This is a genomic window from Myxococcus sp. CA039A (assembly GCF_013336645.1).
GTDB classification, from domain to species: Bacteria; Myxococcota; Myxococcia; order Myxococcales; family Myxococcaceae; genus Myxococcus; species Myxococcus llanfairpwllgwyngyllgogerychwyrndrobwllllantysiliogogogochensis.
In genome coordinates, this window is sequence record NZ_JABUMQ010000017.1 from 23,533 (window position 1) to 44,943 (window position 21,411).

The 21,411-nt window shown below is 70.3% G+C and carries 17 protein-coding genes; 7 read left to right on the top strand and 10 right to left on the bottom strand.

What is annotated here, in order from left to right; genetic code table 11:
- Window positions 1-3: 3 nt before the first annotated feature.
- The 4 genes from HR086_RS04405 (at window position 4) to HR086_RS04420 (ending at window position 5,420) form a co-directional block, all read left to right on the top strand.
- Window positions 4-2,949: a response regulator gene (locus HR086_RS04405; protein ID WP_174464950.1), complete on the top strand. Its 2,946-nt coding sequence runs from the start codon at window positions 4-6 to the stop codon at window positions 2,947-2,949.
- Window positions 2,942-3,337 carry a response regulator gene (locus HR086_RS04410; protein ID WP_141641807.1) on the top strand — a complete coding sequence of 132 codons (396 nt, stop codon included), beginning with the start codon at window positions 2,942-2,944 and terminating at the stop codon, window positions 3,335-3,337. Before HR086_RS04405 ends, HR086_RS04410 begins: the two co-directional genes overlap by 8 nt.
- Before the next feature lie 155 nt (window positions 3,338-3,492).
- The gene (locus tag HR086_RS04415; RefSeq protein WP_174457424.1) at window positions 3,493-4,380 is read left to right on the top strand and encodes a tryptophan 2,3-dioxygenase family protein; all 888 of its coding nucleotides are present in this window, start codon (window positions 3,493-3,495) and stop codon (window positions 4,378-4,380) included.
- Window positions 4,377-5,420 (top strand): methyltransferase, encoded by a 1,044-nt coding sequence (locus tag HR086_RS04420; RefSeq protein WP_371817330.1) that lies wholly within the window; start codon window positions 4,377-4,379, stop codon window positions 5,418-5,420. Before HR086_RS04415 ends, HR086_RS04420 begins: the two co-directional genes overlap by 4 nt.
- A gap of 193 nt (window positions 5,421-5,613) precedes the next feature.
- Here HR086_RS04420 and HR086_RS04425 read toward each other — a convergent pair whose 3' ends face one another.
- The gene (locus tag HR086_RS04425) at window positions 5,614-6,315 is read right to left on the bottom strand and encodes a response regulator transcription factor (RefSeq protein ID WP_217439206.1); all 702 of its coding nucleotides are present in this window, start codon (window positions 6,313-6,315) and stop codon (window positions 5,614-5,616) included.
- 363 nt (window positions 6,316-6,678) lie between these two features.
- On the opposite strand from HR086_RS04425, the gene HR086_RS49700 reads away from it, so the two are divergent.
- Both HR086_RS49700 and HR086_RS04435 read left to right on the top strand, forming a co-directional pair.
- Window positions 6,679-7,848, top strand: a complete 1,170-nt coding sequence (locus HR086_RS49700; RefSeq protein ID WP_174457425.1) for an ATP-binding protein — start codon at window positions 6,679-6,681, stop codon at window positions 7,846-7,848.
- A 213-nt stretch (window positions 7,849-8,061) separates the two neighbouring features.
- The gene (locus tag HR086_RS04435) at window positions 8,062-8,466 is read left to right on the top strand and encodes a response regulator (protein ID WP_141641810.1); all 405 of its coding nucleotides are present in this window, start codon (window positions 8,062-8,064) and stop codon (window positions 8,464-8,466) included.
- Between the two features lie 10 nt (window positions 8,467-8,476).
- Here HR086_RS04435 and HR086_RS04440 read toward each other — a convergent pair whose 3' ends face one another.
- From HR086_RS04440 to HR086_RS04450, 3 genes are all read right to left on the bottom strand, one after another.
- On the bottom strand, window positions 8,477-9,781 hold the full coding sequence (locus tag HR086_RS04440; RefSeq protein ID WP_174464951.1) for an AarF/ABC1/UbiB kinase family protein: 1,305 nt from the start codon (window positions 9,779-9,781) through the stop codon (window positions 8,477-8,479).
- A 78-nt stretch (window positions 9,782-9,859) separates the two neighbouring features.
- Window positions 9,860-11,698: a protein kinase gene (locus HR086_RS04445; protein WP_371745556.1), complete on the bottom strand. Its 1,839-nt coding sequence runs from the start codon at window positions 11,696-11,698 to the stop codon at window positions 9,860-9,862.
- Between the two features lie 746 nt (window positions 11,699-12,444).
- Window positions 12,445-12,957, bottom strand: a complete 513-nt coding sequence (locus HR086_RS04450) for a hypothetical protein (RefSeq protein WP_174464952.1) — start codon at window positions 12,955-12,957, stop codon at window positions 12,445-12,447.
- Window positions 12,958-13,301: 344 nt separating this feature from the next.
- Between HR086_RS04450 and HR086_RS49705 the strand changes: the two genes are divergently transcribed.
- Entirely contained in the window at window positions 13,302-15,590 is a 2,289-nt protein-coding gene (locus HR086_RS49705; RefSeq protein ID WP_174464953.1) for a S41 family peptidase, read from the top strand.
- Here HR086_RS49705 and HR086_RS04460 read toward each other — a convergent pair.
- The 6 genes from HR086_RS04460 to HR086_RS04485 form a co-directional block, all read right to left on the bottom strand.
- A complete protein-coding gene (locus HR086_RS04460) occupies window positions 15,559-17,898 on the bottom strand; it encodes a GAF domain-containing protein (RefSeq protein ID WP_373564258.1) in 2,340 nt (779 codons plus the stop codon). The two genes, HR086_RS49705 and HR086_RS04460, sit on opposite strands and share 32 nt — an antisense overlap.
- 294 nt (window positions 17,899-18,192) lie before the next feature.
- Window positions 18,193-19,146 carry an aldo/keto reductase gene (locus tag HR086_RS04465; RefSeq protein WP_174459952.1) on the bottom strand — a complete coding sequence of 318 codons (954 nt, stop codon included), beginning with the start codon at window positions 19,144-19,146 and terminating at the stop codon, window positions 18,193-18,195.
- Between the two features lie 57 nt (window positions 19,147-19,203).
- Window positions 19,204-20,373, bottom strand: a complete 1,170-nt coding sequence (locus HR086_RS04470; protein WP_174464955.1) for an alkaline phosphatase PhoX — start codon at window positions 20,371-20,373, stop codon at window positions 19,204-19,206.
- 83 nt (window positions 20,374-20,456) lie between these two features.
- Window positions 20,457-20,723: a DUF5985 family protein gene (locus HR086_RS04475; RefSeq protein WP_141641818.1), complete on the bottom strand. Its 267-nt coding sequence runs from the start codon at window positions 20,721-20,723 to the stop codon at window positions 20,457-20,459.
- 12 nt (window positions 20,724-20,735) lie between these two features.
- A complete protein-coding gene (locus HR086_RS04480; protein WP_141641819.1) occupies window positions 20,736-20,996 on the bottom strand; it encodes a DUF5985 family protein in 261 nt (86 codons plus the stop codon).
- On the bottom strand, window positions 20,989-21,393 hold the full coding sequence (locus tag HR086_RS04485) for a hypothetical protein (RefSeq protein WP_141641820.1): 405 nt from the start codon (window positions 21,391-21,393) through the stop codon (window positions 20,989-20,991). Before HR086_RS04485 ends, HR086_RS04480 begins: the two co-directional genes overlap by 8 nt.
- Between the last annotated feature and the right edge of the window lie 18 nt (window positions 21,394-21,411).

Here is a 21,411-nt window from a genome sequence, read left to right on the forward strand (position 1 = left end):
GCCATGGCCACCTCCCTCACCTCCTCCGTCCCTCCGACGGACACCGCCACCCTCCTGCTCGTGGCGAGCGAGCGCGAGTGCCAGCGCGTGGAAGAGGCGCTCGGCCACGCGGGTGTCGTCGCCCGGACGGAGCGCGCCACCAGCACCGAGGCCCTGACGGCCGCGCTTTCGCGCTCCTGGTCGCTCGTCGTGTGCGGTTCGGAAGTGCCGGGCCTGGGCTTCGCGGAGGCGCAGGCGCTGTGGCGTCAGCACTCGCGCGAGCTGCCCTTCGTCGTGCTGTCGCGCGACTGGAGCGACGACACGCTGGAGGCCAGCACCCGCGCGGGCGCTCGCGACTACGTCAGCGAGGACCGCTTCAACCGGATGGCGCCCGTGCTGCGCCGCGAGCTGCCCCTGGCCGGGGACAGGCTCCGCCATGACGCCACGGCGGAGGAGCTGCACCGCACCAACTGGATTCTGGGCAACATCATCGACGCCCTGCCCTTCGTCCTCTTCGTGAAGGACGCGGCGACGCGCCGGCTGGTGGTGGCCAACAAGACCTTCGCGGACGCGTTCGGCGTCACCAAGGAGTGGCTGCTCGGCAAGCTGGACCACGACTACTTCCCGCAGGAGCAGGCGGACTCGTTCGTCGCCATCGACTCCGACATCCTCGCCACCAAGAAGATGCGCTCCTTCGAGGAGGTGGCGCGCGCGGGCGGCGTGGACCGCATCTTCGCCACGCGCAAGCTGCCGCTCCTGGATGGCGGCGGCGAGGCCCGCTACGTGCTGGGCGTCACCGAGGACATCACCGAGCGCAAGCAGAACGAGGAGATGCTGCGCGCGTCCAAGGCGGAGCTGGAGGCGGCCAACAAGCAGCTCGCCGCCAGCCTGGAGGAAATCAAGCGCACCCGCGCCGTGTCCGCCCGCTCGCTGGCGTCCTACCAGCAGCGCGCGCTGCAGATGGAGATCATCCGCCAGCAGAACGAGGACCTGGACCGGCTGGCCCAGGAGCTGGCGGTGGCCAAGCGCAACGAGGAGGAGCGCGCCCGCGAGGCCGAGGCCGCCGCCCGCCTCAAGAGCGAGTTCCTGGCCAACTTCAGCCACGAAATCCGCACGCCGCTCAACGGCATCATCGGCTACTGCGACCTCTTGATGCGCGAGGAGGGCTCGCGCCTGACGGCCCACGGCCGCCGCGACCTGAACGTCGTCAAGACGAACGCGAAGACGTTGCTCGCGCTCATCAACGACATCCTGGACCTGTCCAAGATTGAAGCGGGCAAGGTGGATGTCGTCACCGAGCCGGTGGACGTGCAGGAGCTGGCCGACGAGTGCATGGCCACGGTGAAGGAGTACCTCAAGGGCAAGGACGTGGCCCTGACGACGCACATCGACGGCGCGGCGAGCATGCTGCGCACCGATGCGCTGAAGCTGCGGCAGATCATGCTCAACCTCCTGAGCAACGCCGCCAAGTTCACCGACACGGGCGAGGTCGCACTGAGCCTGGTGCCGTCGGGCGACGAAGTCGTGATGACGGTGGAGGACACCGGCGTCGGCATCCCCGCGGACCAGCTGCCCTTCATCTTCGAGAAGTTCCGCCAGGTGGACGGCTCCACCACCCGCAAGGTCGGCGGCACGGGCCTGGGCCTGGCGATTGTGCGCGAGCTGTCGCGGGTGCTCGGTGGCACCGTCAACGTGGTGTCCACGCTGGGCCGGGGCACCACCTTCACCGTGCGCCTGCCCAACACTGCGAACCGGCCGACCAGCGCGCCTCAGGTGGCCCACGAGCGCGGCGTGCCCGTGGCGGAGGTCGCCCAGCACGTGGGCGCGCTGGCGCAGCCCGGCAGCACCGTGCTGGTGGTGGATGATGATCCGCTCATCCAGCAGCTCGTCACCGGCCAGTTGGAGCCCGCGGGCTTCAAGGTCGTGGTGGCCGAGGACGGCATCGCCGCGCTCAAGCGCGCCCGGGAGCTCAAGCCCCAGGCCATCCTGCTGGACATCCACCTGCCCAAGCTGGACGGCTGGTCCGTGCTCAGCCAGCTCAAGGGTGACCAGGCACTGGCCAGCATCCCCGTCATCCTCATCTCCGTGGAGGAGCAGCGCGCCCGAGGCTTCTCGCTGGGCGCGTGCGAGTACCTGGTCAAGCCGGTGGAGCCCGAGCGCCTGGTCGAAGTGGTGCAGCGCTGCCTGGGCCAGCCGTCGGGGACGTCCGCTGGAGTGGGCGAGGTGCTGGTGGTGGACGACGACTCCGCCACGCGCGAGCTGGTCAGCCGCAACCTGCGCCGCGCCGGCTTCTCCACCGCCGAGGCTCGCAACGGCGAGGACGCGCTGCTCAAGGCGCGCGTCTCACCGCCGTCGCTCGTCGTGCTGGATTTGATGATGCCCAACCTGGATGGCTTCGAGGTGCTGCGCCGGCTGCGCGCGGAGAAGCTCCAGGTGCCCGTGGTGGTGCTCACCGGAAAGTCGCTCACCCACGAGGAGGAGTCGCTCTTGCGCGACGGCTTCGCGGGCTTCGTGAAGAAGGGCGGCCATGCGCTGGAGGACGTCATCGCCCAGGCCAAGGGCCTGCTGTTGTCCCAGCGTGCCGCCAGCGCCGGCAGGCTGCCTCGCATCCTGTATGTAGAAGACAGTGCCCAGAATCGAGACATCGTCCGCCGCTACCTGGGCGGACTGTTCGAGGTCATCGAGGCGGAGGACGGAGAGCATGGACTGGAGCGCGCGACGCGCGACAATCCGGACCTCATCCTGATGGACCTCTCCCTGCCACGGCTGGATGGTTGGGAGGCAACACGTCGCTTGCGTGCGGTACCCTCCGTGGCCAACGTGCCGGTCATCGCGGTGACGGCTCACGCGGGGCGGGAATATCAGGACAAGGCACACGCGGCGGGCTGCACCGCGTACCTCACCAAGCCCCTTGATCGTGACCAGTTGCTCGAGATGATCCGCAAGCATCTAGGGAGAAGCCATGGCTGAAGAAAAAGCACGCGTCCTGGTGGTGGACGATGACCCGGACCTGCTCGACCTCGTCCAGCGCTCGCTGAGCTCCTATGGGTTCGAGGTGCTGACCCACACCTCGGCGCTGGGCGTGTCGAATCTGGTGAGCGCATCCGAACCAGACTTCGTCCTCATCGACGTGAACTTCCCCGCCCTCAAGGGCGACAAGGTCGTCAACCTCGCGCGCCAGTACGCGTCCGCGAAGACGAAGTTCATCCTCTACTCGGCCTCGGACGAGTCGAAGTTGCGCTCGCTCGCGCTGGCCTCCGGCGCGGACGGCTACATCTCCAAGAGCGTCCAGGGCGAGGAGCTGGCCAACCGGCTGCGCACCTTCCGCCTCAAGCCGCGTCCGCCACCGGCCACCTGAGCCGTTGTCCTTCCGTGCTCCGGGCCACCCAACGGCCCGGGGCGCGACACCCGCCGTACCCACCGTCGTAGCGAGCCACGTCCGCTGTCCCAAGTCGGGCACGTCTCCTTCGCGCTCCCACCTCTGAATGCCCACCTCTCCCTTCGGAGGGCACCATGCACACGCCACATGGTTACAGTTATGCGGAAAAGTTGCGGCAGGAACTGGATGAGCCTCTCTTCAACCCGATGCTGAAGAAGTGGGTCGGCCGCGGAGAGCTGGACTACGAGGTGTACCTCAAGACACCGCAGCTCCTGGCGTTGCAGGCGCCGGAGGAGCAGCGCGTCTCGCATGACGAGCTGATGTTCCAGGTGGTGCACCAGGCGCAGGAGCTGTGGCTGAAGCTGGCTTCGCGCGAGGTGGTGGAGGTGGTGGCGGAGCTGGACCGCGACGCGTTGTGGGCGGCGTCCGCGAGGCTGGAGCGGGTGTCGCGCATCGTCCAGGGCCTGAAGTCGGAGCTGGCCGTGTTGGAGACGATGACGCCGGATACCTATCAGGTCATCCGTCGCAGCCTGGGCAATGGCAGCGGGCAGGAGTCCCCTGGCTACAACATGCTGCGCAAGGCGGCGGAGGGGCTGGAGCAGGCGCTGGAGCGGCTCCTCGCGCGACGCGCCCGGACGTTGCTGGCGGTGTACCAGGGCGGACCGGACGACCTGAAGCGGCTGTGCGAGCAACTGGTGGACGTGGACGAGGCCTTCCAGGGATGGTTGCACGCGCACTTCCAGCTGGTGCGGCGCACCATCGGCGTGGACCGCGCGGTGAAGGCGCTGGACGGCCTGCCCACGCAGGTGCTGGCGGGGCGCATGACGCTGCCCCTGTTCCGTCAGCTCTGGGACGTGCGCGTGGAGCTGACGTCCGGGTGGCGGCGCGAGGGAGGCCATGCGCCAGGCGCTCGTCGCGAGGGCTGCATGGAAGGCGCGCTGGACGCCTACGCCGCGCCTCCGGCCAGCGCCGTGTGTCCGGTACACCACGCGGGCTTCCCTCCGCCCCGGGGCGAGTCGTGACGTCGAAGCCGCGCACGGTGGCGGACTCTCCGCGCGCGCTCTTGCACCTGCTCTACAACGGCGCGAAGGCGGTGGACGTGGTGGAGGCGTCGCTCCAGCTGGGTCTGCTCGACTCGCTGGAGGGGCCCGCCCCCGTCTCGCTGGCGGAGCTTTCCGCGAGGCACGGCCTTTTGCCGGGCCGGCTCTACAAGCTGCTGGACTGCCTGGAGAGCCTGGGACTGGTGACGCGCGAGCAGGACACGGACGCGCTCGCGTCGGCGCGCTACCACGCGGTGCCGGGGCTGCGCGAGGCGGCCGTCGCCGTGGTGGGGCCGCAGGGTCGGGAGAAGGACCGCGAGAAGTTCGCGTGGCACACGCTGCACGGGCGGCTGCCCGAGGTGCTGCGCGGTCAGCACTCCATCTCCCCCGACGACTTCGACTGGCCCCTGCGCACGCCGGAGCAGTTGGAGGGCTTCGAGACGAGCATGGCCGCGGGGCTGCCTCCCATCCTGGAGTCGCTGCGCCTGCACGCGCCGAGGCTGTGGAAGGACGGCGTGCGCGTGCTCGACGTGGGCGGCGGTGACGGCAGCCTCGCGGCGTTGATGACGCGCGAGCACCCCGCCGCGCGCGTGGACGTCTACAACCTGCCGGCCACCCAGGCGCTGGTGGAGCGCACGCGCGAGCGCTTCGGCCTGACCGCGTCCCAGCTGGGCTTCGTGGGCGGAGACTTCCTCACGGAGCCCCTGCCCTCCGGCTACGACGTGATGACGTTCGTCCGCGTGCTGCACGACTGGTCCGCGCAGACAGCGCAGGCGCTGCTGAAGGCCGCGTGGGAGGCGCTTCCCTCCGGGGGACGCGTCGTCATCTGCGAGGAGTTCCGCACGCCCGAGCGGCTGGCCGCGCAGTTCTTCTGGACGTACTTCCTCATCGGCGTGGACTCGTGCGTCAGCCGGCTGCGCGAGGTGGAGCTCTACGTCCAGATGCTCGAGGGCGCGGGCTTCCAGCACGTCGACGTGCTGCGCGGCGGGCCCTTCGAGCTGGTGACGGCCGTGAAGCCCTGACGTCGTCGTCCAATCCCGGAGACGACAGCACGGGCCAGGGCAGACACCACGTCCTGCTCTGCCCTGGCCCGCTGGGGACCTTCCTCGCGACGACCCGTGCGCTTGGGGGGAGGGGGGAGGAGCGCCAGGGTCTTCACACCCTGACACGCCCGCGCGCACGTGCCCATTGCCTGCAAGTGCCGGCCCCGGGGACTCAGACTCCTGCCGGGCGGTGAACACCCAGCTGGCATGCGAGCACCGCCAGCTGCGTGCGGTTCTCCGAGCCCAGCTTCTTGTAGATGCTGGTGATGTGCGCCTTCACCGTGCGCTCGGTGATGCTCAGACACGCGGCGATTTTGAGGTTGTCCGCGCCCGCGGCCACGTAGCCCAGCACCTCCCGCTCGCGCGGCGTCAGGAGCCCCAACTCCACGCTCCCCATGGGCACCTCCTCCTGCGGCATGAAGCCCGGGACGGAAGGGACCCAGGACAATCCCGTAGGCATCAGCCGCTCGCCGCGCGCCACGCGTGTCACCGCTTCCACCACCTCCGCGCAACCCACGTTGTGTTTCCAGAGGTACCCCGCCGCGCCCGCCTGGAGACACTGCTCCACGACTTCGGGCTCGTGGTGGCTCGACAGCACCAGCGCCTTCACCGTCGGATAGAAGTCATGCAGACACTGCAGCGCCGTCATGCCCGTGGTCGTTCCATCCTGGTCCGGCGGCTCCAGGCGGAGGTCCAGCACGGCCACGTGCGGCATCTGCTCCCGCACCCGCGCCAGGAAAGGCGGTGTCTGCGCGCAGCGCGCCACCACGTCCATCCCGGCGCTCTCCAGTACCAATACCAGACTCTCCCTGAAGACCTGCTGGTCTTCCAGGAGGGCCACTCGGATTCGCTCGTTGGAAATGTCTGTTGTCATCACCACTCCAGATGCAGTCCGTGCTCTCGCGATTCAGCGCGCCGAGCACCGCACCAGTTGCCGTGTTCATCAGAGGATGTTCAAAGAGTGTTCAAGGAACGTTCAAGGTGAGGAGTTTCCATCGTTCCTGGGGCCCTCCATTCACAAGACGAAATCGATGGCGGACCTTCATCCGTATGTCAGACATCCAGACTCCGCGCAGCGGGATTTGGACACGCAGTCCACACAACCCATACCCGTGCGGGCTGAACGTCCGCACTCGTGGGTCCCCCGCTCTTGCCGCTGTCCACGGCCTGGGTTACAGCTCAAATCATGTCACCCGCGTCTTTGCCTGAGAATGAACTCTCGGCCATCGCTGAAAAGGTGAGGAAGACACACGGCCCTGACTTCGCGCACGAGCCCCAGGCGCCCGCCAGACACTCCTGGGCCCTGGAAGGTGTCGCGGGAGCGCTCGCGGTGCTCCGAGAGGACGTGGTGCTGTGGGTCAACCTGCGATGGCAATCCCTGACACTGGCGCGAGGTCCCTGGCGCCATGTGACGGACAGCGGGCAGGAGGAAGGGCCCGCACTGCTCACCCTGCGCAGCGTCGTGGCCGCGGAGGCCCGCGCGCTCGGGGTGGAACAGACGGCCCGCACCGCGCGCTACAGCTACGCGGGAGGTCACCAGCAGATGGAGGTGCGGGTATGTCGGGTGAGCCGGGAGGCGCCCGTGGTGCTGGTGCTCGCCCGGGACGTCACCGAGCAGGTTCACTTGGAGGAGGCGCTGGCACGCGAGCGCCGCGCGCTGGCCGAGCGCGAGCACCTGCGCATGCTCAGCGAGCAGGCCTCCGGCATCGCACATGACCTGAGCAGTCTGCTGGTGGCGATGAAGCTCCGGCTGGAGATGCTCCAAATGAGCGACCTCAAGCAGGCGGCCCCCGCGGCGGCGCCGCCCGCGCACGTGGACACGCTCTTGCGCATCGTCGCCGACGCCACCACCCGCCTGTCGCGCCTGCGTGACTTCGCGCGCCAGCGGCCGGAGTCCCCGGTGGAGCCCGTGCAGTTGGCGGACGTGGTGCGCGACTCGGTGGAGATTGCCCGCGACGAGCTGGAGTCCCGGGCCGCGAAGCAGGGGCTGACCTTGCTGTTGGACGTGGACGTGCCCCGGCTGCCGCTGGTGGAGAGCTCCGCGGCGGACCTGCGCTGCGTCTTCCTCAACCTGCTGCGCAACGCGCGCGACGCCATGCCCCAGGGCGGCACCCTGCGCGTGCGCGGACGCCTGGCGCTGGGGCACTCCATCATCACCGTGGAGGACGAGGGCACCGGCATCCCCGAGGAGCACCTGCTCTCCATCTTCCAGCCCTTCTTCACCACCAAGGGCCAGCACGGCACGGGCCTGGGCCTGTCCATGGCCCATGACGTGGTGACGCGCGCTCAGGGCACCCTCACCGCCGCCAACCGCCCGGAGGGGGGTGCCGTGTTCACCATCACCCTGCCCGCCCTCCAGAGGAAGGCGGCCTCCCGGGAGCGCCCCGCCACCTACCGCTCCGGCTGAAGACGGCCCGGGTCCATGAGGCAGCGGGGCGGGTGGAGACACACCCGGACACCCCGGCACGTCCTGCCGCCAGCACGAGAAAGTCGGGCCCCCGGAGGACAGGAGGGTGGCGACAGGGACGCGAGCCTAGGTGATAATCCGTAGGCCACCCGGCCTGGTGGCGATATCCGGTGGGCGGCGGCACCCAATCCGCGCTCTCAAGGGGGAGGCGTCATGTCGGAGATGAAGATCCGCGTGCTGGTGGTGGATGATGACCAGGAGCAACTCACCCTGGCGGAGCGCTCGTTGTCCGCGTTTGGCTTCGATGTTCGGACGCACCGCTCGTCACTGGGCGTGTCCAACCTGGTGCGCACGACGCTGCCGGACCTGGTGCTGCTGGACGTGAACATCCCCGCGCTCACCGGCGACAAGGTGCTGACGCTGGCGAGGGGACAGGCGCCGGCGGGGACGCGCTTCGTGCTCTTCTCCGCCTCGGACGAGTCCAAGCTGCGCGCGCTGGCGCTGGCCTCGGGCGCGGACGGCTACATCACCAAGAGCACCCAGGGCGAGGAGCTGGCGAAGAAGCTCCACGCCATCTACGCCAAGGGCCGCGCCGTCGTGGCCGCGCCGGCCCCGTAGCGTCCGGCGCTCAGCTCAACAGCTCCGCCATCTCCAGGAAGACGCCGCGGAAGTCACCCCGCGCGCCGATGAGCCGCAGGTTCTGCGCCAGCCCTCCCGTGGAGCGGAAGAACATCACCGCTTCCGGCGGCGGCTTGATTTTGAGGAAGCGCGCCGCGTTGCGGGTGAAGTGGTTGCGCATGTCGCGGGTGATTTCGCAGGACATGTAGTCGTACGGCGTCAGCCGCATGGGCCTGCCGGCGATGTGGAGCACCTCGCGGATGAGGTCCGCGGCCTCCTCGCCCGGCAGCTCCACGGTGAAGCCCACCTCCTGGCTCAGCCGCAGGATGTCCATGGGCTCCAGCCGCATGGACTGCAGGAACATGCGCCGGTTGGCGTCCACGAAGCGCGGGCTGAAGCGCTTGATGGAGCCGAAGTCCAACAGCCCCAGCCGCCCGTCCGGCATCACCATGAAGTTGCCCGGGTGCGGGTCCGCGTGGATTTCGCCCGAGCCGAAGAAGGGCCCGTACGTCGCGCGGATGAGCTGCCGCGACACGCGGAAGCGCTCGTCGTTGGAGTCGACCGTCGTCACCCAGTCCTTGAGGGTGGGCCCCTCCAACAACTCCAGCGTCAGCACGCGCTCGGCGCTGTGGCTGGCGATGACCTGGGGGACATACAGGTCCTTCAGCTCCGCCACGCCGCGCGCGAAGCCCTCCGCCAGTAACGCCTCGCGGCGGTAGTCCAGCTCCAGCAGCAGCTCGTCGCGGAACTCGTTGAAGTAGGCCGAGCCGTCCATCAACCGCGACGCCTTGGAGACCGTCTTCACGACGAGGCCCAGGTTCTCCATGTCGTGGGTGAGCGACTCGGCGATGCCCGGGTACTGCACCTTCACGGCGACGACGCGGCCGTCCTCCAGCACCGCGCGGTGCACCTGTCCCAGCGACGCGGCGGCCAGGGGCTCCCGGCTGAACTCACGGAAGGCATCCTCGGGGGCCGCGCCCAGCTCCTGGCGCACCACGCGCGTCACCATGTCGTAGGACATGGCGGGCGCCTGGTTCTGCAGCCGCGCCAGCACCTGCCGCACCTCCGGGGTGAGCAGGTCCGGGTCCATGGAGATGGCCTGGCCCAGCTTCATGGCCGCGCCCTTCAGCTCTCCCAGGGTGGCGACGAGCTTCTCCGCGGAGCTCTTGCTGAGCAAATCCGGCGTGCCGCCAGCCAGGCGCTTCGCGCTGCTCATGAGCACGTCGGTGCCCACCTGCATGGAGAGGCCCGCCAACTTGCGCAGCCGGGTGAAGCGGCCCTGGGGAGGAAGCGAGTCGTCGGAGTCGGAGGCCATGGGTACCCCTGGATTAACGAGGAGCCACCCCCCAGACGCAAGACACCGCTTCCGCGTTGCACGCGCCCGGCCGCCCGCCTATCGCGGTGTGGGCGTGTTGCGCAGCCGGGCCCGCAGCGAGCGCCAGCGCTTGAGGCCCTCCAAATCCAACGGGTCCATCCGCACCGCCTGCTCGTAGGCGGCGAGCGCTTCCTGGAGCCGCCCCACCGACGACAGCGCGTCCCCGGACAGCCGCTGCACCGCCGCGCGGCCATCCCGCCCGGGGTTCTCCGCGAGGAAGCGGCGGCGGCAGTTCTCCAGCGCGGTGACGGTGAGGCCCGCGGAGAGGCAGCGCTCCACCCCTTCCACGTTGCCCAGTCTGGCGTCGTACTCGGCCCGCCGCTCCACGTGACCCAGCACGTGCAGCGCGGACGTCACCCGCTCGTTCACCCGCTCCAGCTGGGCACGCTGGCCCAGCGACAGGTTGCGGCTCTTGAGTGGCTCCAGCGCCGTACGAGCGCGTTGGGTCGCGGCCCGCAGCGTCTCCGGGGTGGCGTCGCGAGGCACCTCCAGCACCGAGTAGTGGTCACCCGCCAGGCGGGCCCTGAAGCCCTGGAGCACCCGCTCCGCCACCGCGTCCTCCTGCATGGGGGACGGCGGGGGCGTGGGTGGCTCCAACCGCACGCCGGACTTCAGCCGGGTCAGCGCTTCCTGGAAGGCGGGCGACGTGTCGCGCAGCTGGACGCCGAAGCCCGGCGTCATGCGCCACCCTCGCGCCTGCTCCTCCGTCACGTGGCGCACCACCTGCCCCGTGCAGGCCAGCTCACCACCCGGCAGTCGCAAGAGGAGGCCCACGTCGGACAGGAGCGGCGGCGGCGACGCGGTGGTGTGGAGGAAGAGGCCGGCGCGGCCCACCCATTCACAGCGCAGCTCTTGCGAGTGCGGCGTGCCCGCCATGCGCACGCGCGCGGTGAAGCCGGGAGTCACGGGCTCGGGCTCGGGCGCGAGCGCGGTGGCCAGCGCCGCGCGCAGGTCCGAGGCCTGGGCGAAACGGTCCGCGGGACGCTTGGCCAGCGCGCGGAGCAGCACGCGCGACAACGAGGGCGGCACGCCGGGCTGCACCTCGTGCGGCGGCACCGGCTGCTTCTGGAGGTGACCGATGAGCACCTCCGCCGCCGTGCGGCCCGCGAAGGGCACGCGCCCGGTGAGCAGGAAGTAGCCCAGCACTCCCACCGCGTAGATGTCCGTGCGCGCGTCCACCACGTCGTCGCCGCACTGCTCGGGGGCCATGAACTCCGGCGTCCCCAGGAGCACGCCCACTTCCGTGGTGTGCAGGCCCGCCGGACGCGACAGCAGCTTGGCGATGCCGAAGTCCAACAGCTTCACGCGCTGGCGGCCCAGCAGGCCCGGCACCAGGAAGACGTTGGCCGGCTTCAAGTCGCGATGGACGATGCCGTGCGCATGCGCGGCGCCCAGCGCGTCACACACCTGCGAGAGAAGATCCACCACCACCGACGGCGAAAGCGGCCCCTTCGCGAAGGCCGCCAGGCTCTGCCCCTCCAGGTACTCCATGACGAGGTAGGGGCGCCCGTCGCGCACGTCCAAATCGTAGAGCGCGACGACGTTCTCGTGCTGCACCACCGTCAGCGTGCGCGCCTCCGACAAGAAGCGGGCGACGAGGTCCGGGTCCTGCGCCAGGTGCGCGTGCAGCACCTTGATGGCGACGCGCTTCTGGATGAGGGCGTGCTCGGCCAGCATCACCGTGCCCATGCCACCCCGGCCCAGCTCCTTCAGCAGCTTGAAGTGTCCCAACTGCTGCCCCACCAGCGAGTTGGTGGGCGTGGCGGGCACCGGCGTGGGCTCCACCAGCATCGGCGGCGGCGTCCCCGCGTACAGCATCGTGTTGCCCTCCGCGGGCGTGTTCCGATGCGGGCGCACCCAGGTCGGGCACTCGCTGGGGTCGGAGTGCGAAGGCACGCAGGAGCAGGTGGCGTTCTGGAGGAACACGGGGAGCGGGATGGGGACGACTGGGACAGGGGTCTATTGCGCGGTGTCTCTGCGAGCCATGTGCCACCCACGATTCAACCGTGCTGGCGCTCAATCTTCATGCGGAAAGGCTGGATGGACTTCGGGTTCCGGACAGTGGCGGGAGAAGACCTCCCGTCTGACTGAAATTGTCCCCCTCTCTCTCCGCAGAAACTACAGCCATTCGGTTGAAAACATTACCGCCTGCCTCGCTTTCGGAGGCCTGGATGCGGGGAATCCATTTCTCTCTGTCGCACTCTCATGTTTTCCGGAAGACGTTCCATGCCTTTCCGGAGTCCGCGCCCCATCCCCCACGTGAAGACGCATGGGGTGGGGTTCCTTGAGTCGAAAGATGTGACGGGAGTGCACGGGCGTCCGGAACGCGCCGCTACAGGTCGCCACGCGGGGTGCTCACGCCGACATGAGCCTGGGGCTCGCGACGCGAGGAACCGTGCGCGGCGCGCACGCGCGGGTGACGGCCTGGGCTGAAACGGGAAGCGCCTCCGAGCGGAGCCTCGTGGGCACCGCGGGAGGGCCTCGACCGGGAGTCTGCTGCTTGACGAGGGCGACCCGCGCGGGGCCACGCGCTCGGGCCCCTGGCATCATGGTGGGAGGGCCGTCCCACTCCAGGATGAGCGGGACGGCCTCCTGAAGCGACCTCAGCCGATCATGGGCTCGCAGTAGCCCGACTCGGAGCAGGTCAGGCCTTCACAGCACGTGGTGCCCGTGCCACAGGCGCCCTCCTCGGACACACACTCGGAACCCGCGTCCGGCTCACCCGTGCCCGCGTCCGGCTCACCCGTGCCCGCGTCCGGCTCACCCGTGCCCGCGTCCGGCTCACTGTCACATGCGCCCAACGTGTCGCCGTGCTTGAGGTGGGCAGTCAACGCCGGTGCGCCCACGGAAATCGTGTGCGCGTTGTCCGGATTGCCCGGAGGAATGTGGCAGATGTCGATTTTGGCCGGATTGAACACGCCACCCGAGCCGCCCTCGTTTCCGTCACCGGTGTCCCCGCTTCCCTTCGAACCCGGCGCGCCTTCCAGTCCACCCGTTTGAGGATCTCCCGGAAGGGAGTCCCCTTCGGGCTGGGGCGAGCCACCACACCCGCTCACCAGCAGCGTGCACAGGGCCACCGCCAGGGCGGGCTTCGCAATGAAATCCAGACTTCGCATGAACGTTCTCCGGTTCCGGGTGTACGGGTGTCGAGCGTCGCGTGCGTGAAACATCCGAGACAGACGACTGTCCGTTCGCGCACTCGTGCCCCTCGGCCTCCGCCGGGACATGCTCGAGCGTCACTCCTGGAATCAGGGCTTGGGCCCCTTCAACCGCCTGCCCCCGCGAGCACATCCACCACGCAAAAGAGACCCGCGCTCGCGGCTCGCGGCCACGCCGTCCAGGGGGCGCGGACAGTTACGGACAGGATGTGTGCGGACGAGCCCGGATGTCACCGCGCGTCCTTGGGAACCTTTCTCACGGAGAGGGTGTCTGGCGCGCGGGGCCGTATCGGGAGGTGGATGTGGAACGCGCGCGAGTCCGGCGGATGCCGGCCTGGATGGGTTGTGTCTTCGCGGTGGCGCTGATGCTGGGTGTCTCGGGGCGTGCATTCGCGCAGGAGCAGTCCCTCCCGCGCGCGAAGCCCGATGCGGCCCTGGAGAACGCCGCCGTGCTGGGCCGCGTCTGGGGCACGGTGAAGTACGTGCACCCCGCCCTCGCCTTCCGCGCGGTGGACTGGGACGCGGCCCTCGTGGAGTCACTCCCGGGCGCGCTCGCGGCGAGCACCCCGGAGGCGCTCGCCACCTCCGTGAGCGACATGCTGCGCCGGCTGGAGGACCCTCTCACCCACGTCGAGCGCGAGCCGGGCGAGCCCCCATCCCCGCGCGAGCCGTCCGGCCCGCTCTCCCGCTGGTCCGGTGACGTGCTGGTGCTGGACCTGGACCGGCGCTTCTCCAACTTCAACGCGCTGTATCCGGCGATGACGGCGCTGGGGCCGGAGCTCGAGCGCGCGCGCCGCGTCGTCATCGACCTGCGCGCCAGCGGACCCGATGAGGCCATCTGGATGGAGCTGGCGCTGGGCTTCCTGGAGCGCTCGCTTCCGTCGGACACCGTGACGGCTCCCGCCGAGCGCTTCCGCGTGTACTCCGGCTTTCCCGTGCAGTTGGGGCCCAGCTCGGGGGGCTACAGCGCCTCGGTCGAGACTCGACTCGCGCGGACCTTCACGCCCGCGCCCCGGACGCCGAAGCGCTCGCTGGTCCTCCTCGTCAACAGCCGCACGCCCCTGTCGCCGTTGCTGCTGGCCCTGCTCTCCTCGTCACGCACGCGCCTCGTCGCGCAGGGCGCGCTCGATGAGTCCTCCGCCGTGAAGACCCGCACGGTGCCCTTGCCCGGAGGCCAGCGCGCGGTGGTGCGCGCCTCGGAGCTCGTGTTCCCCTCGGGCTCATCGGGGCTGCGCGCGGACGTCACCGTGCCCGCGAGCGCGGACGAGGGCGACACCGGCCCCGCCTTCCAGGCCGCGCTCCGGCTGCTGCGCGCGGGGACTCCGAAGGCCTCCGCGCGCGTCTCGGCGAAGGACGCGGTGCTCCCCACGGGAGGACCGGACGACGCCTACGAGGCGATGGCGTATCCCTCCGAGCCCTACCGGCTGCTCGCCGTCGTCCGCTTCTGGAACGTGATGCGCTTCTTCCATCCGGACCCGAAGGCCCTGAAGGACTGGGACGCGGTGCTGCCGGAGTTCCTCGGCCGCGCTCGCGCGGTGGAGGATGCGCGCGCGTACACGCATTTGCTCTACACGCTGTCCGCGCGGGTCTCCGACGGCCACGTCTTCATCGCGGAGCAGGGCCAGCCCCTGCGCTCGCTCGCCGAGGCCACCGCGCCGCTCGTCCTGCGCTCGGTGGAGGGACGCTTCCTCGTGTCGGAGCTGCCCGTGCCCGAGGCCGCTCGCGCCGCCGGCATCGGCGTGGGGGACGAGGTGGTGTCCATCGACGGCGAGGCGGTGGCCACGCGCGCCGCGCGCTTCCGGGAGCTGCTCGGCGCCTCTCACGACGCGGCGCGGGCGGAGCGCGTGGCCAGCCTGCTGCTCGCGGGCGCGGACGGAAAACCCGTGGAGGTGATGCTCCAGGGCGTGGATGGACGCATGAAGGAATCGCGGCTGCCCCGCTCGCGCGACTACCTCCCGTTCCTCCGTCCCCCCGTCCAGGACGACGCGCCGTGGAAGCGGCTCGACAGCGACGTGGGCTACGTGGACCTGCGACGGCTGCGCGCCGACTCGGTGCCCGGCATGTTCGAGGCGATGAAGGACACGCGCGCCCTCGTGTTCGATTTGCGCGGCTATCCACAGGGGAGCGCGTGGGCGCTGGCCCCGCGCCTCAACACGCGAGGCGCCACGGCGTCCGCGCTCATCGCCCGCCCGCTGGTGGAAGCGGGAGAGGCCCGCGAGGTGCGCTTCCCCGCCACCCTGCCCTCTGGTGACGGGCCTCGCTACGCGGGCCGCGTCGTCGTGCTCATCGACGCGCGGACGCTGAGCCAGGGCGAATACACGGCGATGATGATTCAGGCCGCGTCTGGCGCGCGGTTGGTGGGCAGCGCCACGGCGGGCGCCGTGGGCGACACCACCAACGTCTGCCTGCCCGGCAACGTCTGCGTCCTCTTCACCGGTCAGCGCTTCGAGACCCCCGACGGCCGCACGGTGCAGGGCGTGGGACTGCGCCCGGACGTGGAGGTCCACCCCACCGTGCGCGGACTGCGCGCCGGACGCGACGAGGTGCTGGAGCGCGCCCTCACCCTGCTGCGCGAGGCAGGTGGACGGTGAAGACGGAGCCCACGCCCTCGCGGCTCTCCACCTCGATGCGACCGCCCATCGCCTCCACAATCTGCCGGCTGATGTAGAGCCCCAGACCCAGCCCTCCATAGTGCCGGTCGCTCACCGCGCGCTCGAAGCGACCGAACAGCCGCGGCAGGTCCGTCTCCGAGATGCCGATGCCCTCGTCCCGCACCGACAGCCGCACCACCCCGTCGCCGGCCTCCGCCGCGGTCACCTGCACGGGCCTGCCCGCGCCGTACTTGGCCGCATTGGTCAGGAGGTTCACCAGCACCTGGTCCAACCGCAGCGAGTCCCACCGGCCCTGGAGCGGCTCCGGGATATCCACCCGCACCGAGCACCCCGCCACCGCGAACACCTCTTCCATCCGCTCCACCGCGTCGCGCACCGCCTGCCCCAGGTCCACCTCCGTGGGCTCCAGCGCCAGCCGCCCCAGCGACACCCGGCTCACGTCGAGCAGGTGGTCCACCAGCGTGGCCAGCCGCTGCACCTGTCGCATCGCCGTGGAGAGCCGGGGCGCCACCTTCTCGCGCGAGTCCGGGCCGAGCGCGCGGTCGATGAGGCCGTGCTGGAGCTTGAGGCTCGTCAACGGCGTCTTCAGCTCGTGGCTCGCCACCGACAGGAACTCGTCACGCAGCCGCACCGCCGCCTGCGCGTCGCGGTACAGCGACGCGTTCTCCAGCGCCACCGCCACGCGCCGCGCCAGCTCCTCCATCATCGACACGTCCGACATGGCCAGGGGCCGCTGCGGCGGCGACGTGCCCAGCGTGATGACGCCCAGCGTGCGCCCGCGCGTGCGCACCGGCACCACCAGCAGCGACGCGGGCCTCAGGGCTTCCAACAGCGCGCGCTGCTGCTCGGAGCGTTCCGCCAGTCGCTCGCACAGGGCCGCGTCCACGTCCGGCACGAAGCGCGGCTCACCCGACTGGAAGCACTCACGCGACAGGGACAGCGCGCCCTCGCCGCCCAGCACCGAGAGCACGGACGCGTCTCTCGACGGCTCCTGGTGCGCGGACGCCACGCACCGCAGGGTGCCGTCCGGCCCCACCAGCTCCACCAGACAACTGGACGCCACGCTGCTGGCGGCCACGCGGGCCACGTGCTCCAGCGTCCACTCCACGTCATCCAGGTGCTCCGCCAGCGCGCGGCTCGCCTCCAGCAAGAAGAACAGCCGCTCCTCGGCCTCCTTGCCCATCTGAAGCGCGTGATGCAGTCGCTCGCCCCGCTCACGCAGCGTCCCGTACAGCGCCGCGCGCTCCAGTGCCTGCGAGCACTGGTGGGCCAGCGCGTCCAGGAACGCGCGCTCCAACGGCGGGAACATGCGCGGCTCACCCCACGCCAGCGCCACGAAGCCCAGGATGCCCCGCTCGGTCAGCAACGGGAGGAACGCGCGAGAGCCCTCGCCCAGCGCCGCCACGTCGCTCTCCACGAAACCCGCCGAGGGGAGCAGTTCCTCCAGTCGGGAGAACCACTGCGACTCGCGCTGCTCCGCCGCGCGCGCGAGCACGGGCAGGCCCGCGACGCGCTGACCATCCAGGCCCTCCATCCACGCCTGTGAATAACCGACAGAGCCCAGCACGCGCAGACACCCGTCGGCACTCAGCTCCGCGATGGCGACCCGCGCCGCTCCCGAGGCCTCCAGCCCGTCGCGCACCATCACCCGCGCCACGTCCTCGGCGGTGGCCGCGCGCGACAGCGCCGCCGTCACCGTCTGCAGCCGCGCGGAGAAGGACTGGGCCGTGCGCGCCTCCTCGTACAGGAGCGCGTTGTCCATGGACAGGCTGGCGCGGCGGGCCAGCTCCATCGCCACCTCCAGCTCCGGCGCATCGAAGGACACCTGCTCGTCGCCTCGCACCAGCGACACGGCGCCCAGCACCCGGCCCCGCGCCAGCAACGGCAGCACGAGCCCCGCCCGGATTCCCAGGCGACGGACCACATCCAACTGCGCGGGCTCTCGCACCATCGCCGGGAGCATCTCCTCCGTCACCACCGGCATCACCACCGGACGTCCGGTGCGCAGCGCCTCGGAGATGCCACCGGGTGACACCAGGTCCACGGGCCGCAGTCGGGACAACTCGTGCACCAGCGCCGTCTTCTCCGGCTCACGGTGCGCCGCGGCCACCCGCTCCACGCTCCCGTCCTCCGTGATGACATCCACCGCGCACCAGTCCGCGAGCACCGGCACCGCCAGCTCCGCCAGTCGGTGCAGCACCGTGCGCCACTCCAGCGACGCGCCCAACAGCTCGCCCGCGCGCGACAGGAAGGCCAGGCGCGCCGCCTCGGACGAGGCCGCCTCCACCCCATGCTCGGGCTCCGGCGGCGCCGGGGTGGGCCGGGGTTTCCCGGCGACATCGAGAGAAGCTTCAGGAGAAGAAATCGGCTCGGCGGGCATGCAGGTGGACCACGATGGAAGAGAAGCGCCGCGCGACATCAGACCCCGAGCTAAAAGCGTCCCGGACGCGGCAACAATGCCGCCCGTCTCCGCGGACGGGGAGACTGTCCAGTGTCGGACCCGCGGGACGTTGAGTGCCTTTCGAGTGAAGGGCTCCGCGCGCGGCGCGTACGGAATGACTCGGGCCGGGAGGTCGCTGACTCAGCCCACGTCGGACGCCATCGACGGGTTCCACCACACGGCGCCCTTCCCATCGATGGCCGCCTTCGCGCGCTCGCGCACGTCGGTCAGCTCCTCCACGGACAGGGGCCGCGCCGAGTGGACCGCGCCGAGCGCCGCGTCCTGTTCGTTGGGGTGGCTCATCCCCATCAGCATGACGTCCGGGTCCAACGTCAGCGTGTAGTGCACGCACTCCTCCACGCTCAGGTGCGGCAGCACGGGCGCGTCGCGGTCCTCGCGTCCGCCAGAGCCCACCTTGCCGCGCGGCCGGGCCTCCAGCGGTCGGCCATAGCCCTCCGTGTCGCCCAAAAGCTTGCCCGCGCCGAACGTCTTGAACGACACCACGCCCACGCCGCGCGAGCGCGCCAGCGGCAGCACGTCCCGCACGTAGCGAAGGTCCACGAAGGGTCCCAGCGGAAACATCACCACGTCGCACAGCCCGGAGTTCACCGCCGCGCGCAGCACGTCCGGGTGATGACTGGAGATGCCCCGGAAGCGAGCCTGCCCCGCGCTCACGCACCGGCCCAGTTGCTCCAGGCCGCCGCCCGGAGAAGCCAACCGCTCCCACGCGGCCAGCTCCGATACGGCGTGGAAGGCGAACAGGTCCACCGCCGCGTGGCCCAGCCTCCGCAAGCTGGCCTCCACCTGCGGCGCCACCGGGGCGTCGAGCACGTCCACCTTGTCGATGAGGAAGACGCCCTCGCGCCGGCCGCGCAGGGCCTCGCCCACCACCTCCTCGCTCAACCCCTCCTCGTAGTTGGGCGCGGTGTCGATGACGTTCAGCCCCGCGTCCAGCGCGCGGCGCAGCGTGGCGACGAGCGACTCCCGGGGCGCCGAGCGGTCGGCGATGTCACCGATGCCCACCGCCGTGGCGACGAAGCCGGTGCGGCCCAGCGCGCGGCGGGGCGTGAAGCGGGGAAGCGGATTCGCGGACATGCCTCCGGTTGTGCAAGAGCGCCCCTCACGTCGTCAAGGCGCTCGGCGCGGGAAGGTTCAGCGGAAGGGACCGGAGACCTCGAACGTCACGCCCGCGTTGCTGGAGTTCGTCGCCCCGCGCTGCGAGCTGAAGTACAGCCTGCGTCCATCCGGGCTGAAGGCCGGGCCCGTGAGCTCCGAGCCCGCGTGGCCCAGCACCCGCAGGAAGCTGGCGACGATGCGCTGGGGCCCCGGGGTGATGAGACAGATTTCCCGGTTGTCGCCGTCCTCCGCCACGAACAAATCCCCCGAGCGCGACACCACCACGTTGTCCACGCCCCTCAGCGGCGAGCCCGGATACAGGGACGCGGCGTAGATGACCTCCAGCTTCCCCGTGGCCGGCGTGTGCGCCCACACGCGGTTGTCGCCCTTGGTGGTGACGTAGATGACGCCGCCGTCGTACCAGCAGCCCTCGCCGCCGTTGAACACCGTCGTCCGCGCCGCCACCTCCGGCTGGAGCGACGCCGGCTTGTTCGCGGCGCAGGCCACCCAGCTCACCGTCGCCGTTCCCGTCAGCGCATCCCCCGTCACCCGGGCCGCCTCCAGCGTGCCCGCCGCCAGCACCGGCCACGCGGACGGAGTGAAGCGGTACAGGCGCCCCTTCGGTTGGTCCTCCGTCAGGTAGAGCCGTCCACCGTCCGGGTCCACCGCCACCGCCTCATGGGGGAACGTGCCGAGCGCGCCGCGCACCACACCCTGCGAGGCCTTGGCCGGGTTGCACTCCCAGACGCGCCCGCCGCTGTGCTCCTCGCACGACAGCCACGTGCCCCAGGGCGTCGGTCCTCCCGCGCAGTTCATCCGCGTGCCGGACAGGATGCGGTACGCCGCCACCACGCTCCCGCCTCCGCTGAAGCGCAGCGCGCTGGCGCCCCCGGGGAGGCCCTCGCTGTTGGACACGTACACCCAGCCGCCGTCCGGCCGCGCGAAACAGGCGCCACCGTCCGGCGCGGTGTGCCACACGTAGCCGGTGTTGCCGACCGTCTGGCCCGAGCGGGCGATGATTCGCGAGGTGAAGCCCGCGGGCAGTCGCAAGCCGTTGACATCCGCGCTCCCGGACATCGCCCCGTAGGGACTGGGCCCCGACTGGGCCGGCGCCGCATAGGCCTCCTTCCAGAACGAGGGGCCCCAGGCGAGCGCTCCACTTCCGAGCGCGGAAAGACGAAGGAAGCCACGGCGACTCAGACGCATGTGTGGGTTCTCCTGTGCGAGCAGGAAAACCACCCACCCCTCCCCTCACCACTGAACGCGAGGCGAGCGTGAGGCCCGCGACATCACCCGCGTCGACTCGCGCGATTCTTGTCCCAGATGGCGTAGAGGATGATGAGGAAGGCGACAAGCCGCGCCACGTAGAGGTAGTAGCGGCGCTCGTCCAACGAGTCCATCAGCGACGACACCGCCGAGTTCGCGCCCAGCAGCGCGAAGGCCACCGCGAAGAAGCCGAACAGGCGCTCGTGCGACTGCTTCCAGAAGCGCAGGAAGAACAAGGCGCACGCCAGCCATCCCATCGCCGTCGCACCGTTGAGCATGGACCTGAGCATGGGCGAGCTACCTCACGAGGCGTCCCAGATGAGGCCGAACAACAGGATGGAGACACTGGCCAACGTGGCCAGCAGGCGCGGCATGTACAGGTCGATGGTGGTCGGCAGAATCACCAGGTCCACGAAGAGCAGCACGTTGCTGACCGCCATGCCCACGAAGCACAGCCCGCTCCACAGGAGCAGTCGGGACTGGCTGCTCTTCCAGGCGCGCAGCAATAGCACCGCGCACGCCACGCTGGTCAAGGCACAGAGGATGTAGACCGCCTCAGCCATGGTCGCCGTCCTTGTCCTTCTTGAGCACGAAGGCTTCCGCGAAGCCCCGGACCTTGTCCAACGGCCGGGAGAAGATGAAGGAGATGACCGTCACCCGCCGCGCACCGTACACCGCCGCCAGCTCCGTCACCGCCTGCACGTCTTCGGAGCTCTCGGGACTGAAACGATAGACGGGCACGGCTCCGCCGTCGCTCACCAGCAACCTGCTCGCGGTGAGGTCCGCCAGCCTCGCGGCCGCGGAGGGTTCTGTGATGCGCAGCTCCAGGCTCACCGATGACGCGGTCCACTCCCGTCCAGGCTGGGCACGGAGCAAGAGAAGCACCTCCAGCTTCTCCAGCGAGTCGATATGCGTCGTGATGAAGCGCTGGACCCGCGGGGGTAGTCCGGCGTCGCTCACGAAGCCAACATGCTCCCG